Below are 2,463 nucleotides of genomic sequence, written 5' to 3' on the forward strand. Positions count from 1 at the left end.
GTAAGCGCTGCTCTGAGACCCTTTTCCGTCGATCAGGTGGCGTCTGGCGGCCATTTCCAGGGCATAAGTTCGTCGATGCGGGCTTGAGGCCAGCCGTTGACGAGTTTTGTGAGTAGATCCTTGAGATAGGATAGCGGGTTGACGCGGTTGAGCTTGCAAGTTTCGACCAGCGAGGCGATGGCGCCCCACCTTTGGCCGCCCTCGTCGCTGCCGGCGAAGAGGGCATTTTTACGTGACAAAGCGACCGGTCGCATCACGCGCTCGATGCTATTCGAGTCCATCTCGATCCGGCCGTCCTCCAGGAAGCGTTCCAGACCATCCCAGTGGTTCAGGGCGTAACGGATCGCACTGGCAGTTGGCCCGCGGGCAGGCAGCCGGGCCAGCTGCACCTCGAACCAAACACGCAACTCGCTCACCAGCATCCGGCTCTCGGACTGACGAACAACCAACCGGTGCCCGGCATCCTTGCCGCGGATGGTCGCCTCGATCCGATACAATGCGGCAATGCGCACCAACGCTTCGGTCGCAACCGGCGCCACCTTGCTTTTGGCGAGGTCGTAGAAGCCCCGGCGCACATGACTCCAGCAAAACGCCAGTGTCAGGGAGCCGTTGGGTACGGATTTGGCCAACGCCTTGTAGGCGGCGTAGCCGTCGCATTGCAGGATGCCACGATAGTCACCGAGCAATGTGCGGGCATACTGGTGCCCACGACCTGGCGCGTAGCTATAGACCACCGCCGGCGGGTCGGCTCCGCCCCAAGACCGGTCGTCACGCGACACCGTCCAGAAATAGCCTTGCTTGGTGCGGCCCCGGCCGGGATCGAGCACCGGCGCCATCGTCTCGTCGGCAAAGATCCGGGCCGAACCCAACACCATCTCGCGCAACCGCGCGACCACGGGAGCGATTTCAGCGGCGGCATAGCCGACCCAGAACGCCAGCGTGGCCCGATCCAGCAGCACGCCCTGACGTGCCAGGATTTGCGCCTGACGATACAGCGGCAGGTGGTCGGCATAGCGGTTGACCAAAACGTGCGCCACCAACGCCTCGGTCGGGATACCGCCCTCGATCAGCCGTGGCGGCGCAGGCATCTGCACCACCACGCCGTCGCAAGCACGACACGCCAGCTTGGGCCGATGCGTCACCAGCACACGGAATTGCGCCGGCACCACGTCCAGCCGCTCGGCGCTGTCCGTTCCGATCACCACCATCGCTGCCCGGCAGCACGGACACTCTGTGTCTTCGGGGCTCAGCGTCACCTCAATGCGCGGCAGGTGAGCCGGTAGAGCGCCACGGCTCGCACGGCGTTTGGCAATCTTGTCCCGCCGCAACTCGGGATCGCGCTTCTCCGCCCGAGCCTCGCCTTCAGCGATGGCTGCCTCGAGATCCTCGAACCCGAACTGCAACTGCTCGTCGGGCAGGCGTTCGGACTTGGCACCAAACTGCATGCGCTTTAGCTTCAGCAACAGATGTTGCAGCCGCTCAGTACGGGCCAGCAACGCATCGTGGTCTGCGGCCAGTTTGTCCCGCTCGCAGACGACAGCGTCACGTTCGGCGATAGCCTCGTCGCGTTCTGTCAAAGTTGCCAGCAATAAGGCGCGTAAGGCTGCAACGCCCTTCGGCAAAGTTAGAATCGAGGCGGACGCGTCACGCTTCACGGCGCTGAGTCTACGCGGCAATGGACGGCGTGGGAATCCTCCGCACGCTCTGAACTCGCGTCCAATCGAGGCCGTCGAACAAGGCGGCAAAGGCAACGGGCGACAGCCGCATCGTGCCATCGATGATAGGGGGCCACTCAAACGCGCCATGCTGGAGTTGCTTCCAGACCAGGATCAGGCCGCTGCCATCCCACATGAGCAGCTTCACTCGATCTGCCCGCTTGGCCCGATACACGATCACCACGCCTGAAAACGGATCCTCGCCCAGCACCTCGGCCGCCAACGCGGCCAAGCCATGAGCCCCTTTGCGAAAATCGACGGGCTGCGTGGCCAGGAGAACCCGTACGCCAGCCGGGATGGTGATCATGCCTCGCGTGCCGACGCGCGCACCGCCCGCAGCACAGACGTCAGCAGCACGCCATCTGCCTCAGCAGGCACACATACAACCGCACCAGCCAACTTTACCTCGATGGCGGTGACTGAGGCAGCCTTCATCAGAGGCACACTCTGGGTTAGAAGCGGTACGAAGGCCGGAACCGCAGCCGGCGCAATTTGCCTCTGAGCGTCACGGCGCCAACCAAAAACCTGCTGCGCGCAGACCTGAAAACGCCGCGCCACCTCAGACACGATAACGCCGGGCATCGACGCCTCAGCAACAATCCGGGCCTTCTCCTCGGCAGACCAGCGACGCCGGCGCCCAGGACCCGTCAGAACCTCTACCCGGCGATACACCGCCTTCGCGTCATCGTTAATGTCGAACATAACGTCAGCTCGAAGCCCCCTGCCTCAAGCAAACGAACCATACCCG

3 protein-coding genes are annotated in these 2,463 nt (G+C 63.6%); all 3 read right to left on the reverse strand.

The features are described from left to right. Positions 1–32: 32 nt before the first annotated feature. Genes tnpC through tnpA form a run of 3 tightly spaced genes read right to left on the reverse strand, consistent with a single transcriptional unit; the run spans position 33 to position 2,417 of the window. Complete coding sequence (tnpC, locus tag GSQ76_RS00620) at positions 33–1,631, reverse strand: IS66 family transposase (RefSeq protein ID WP_158741986.1); 1,599 nt, start codon at positions 1,629–1,631, stop codon at positions 33–35. A gap of 34 nt (positions 1,632–1,665) precedes the next feature. Then, positions 1,666–2,022, reverse strand: a complete 357-nt coding sequence (gene tnpB / locus GSQ76_RS00625; RefSeq protein WP_158741984.1) for an IS66 family insertion sequence element accessory protein TnpB — start codon at positions 2,020–2,022, stop codon at positions 1,666–1,668. Further along, positions 2,019–2,417, reverse strand: a complete 399-nt coding sequence (gene tnpA / locus GSQ76_RS00630; RefSeq protein ID WP_158741985.1) for an IS66-like element accessory protein TnpA — start codon at positions 2,415–2,417, stop codon at positions 2,019–2,021. The genes tnpB and tnpA overlap by 4 nt, the downstream gene beginning before the upstream one ends. Between the last annotated feature and the right edge of the window lie 46 nt (positions 2,418–2,463).

Source organism: Acidisphaera sp. L21 (assembly GCF_009765685.1).
In the GTDB taxonomy this organism is placed as follows: domain Bacteria; phylum Pseudomonadota; class Alphaproteobacteria; order Acetobacterales; family Acetobacteraceae; genus LMUY01.

Coding starts and splice junctions, on each gene's coding strand:
- tnpA (WP_158741985.1), bottom strand. CDS start 2,417: ATGTTCGACATTAACGATGACGCGAAGGCGGTGTATCGCCGGGTAGAG.
- tnpB (WP_158741984.1), bottom strand. CDS start 2,022: ATGATCACCATCCCGGCTGGCGTACGGGTTCTCCTGGCCACGCAGCCC.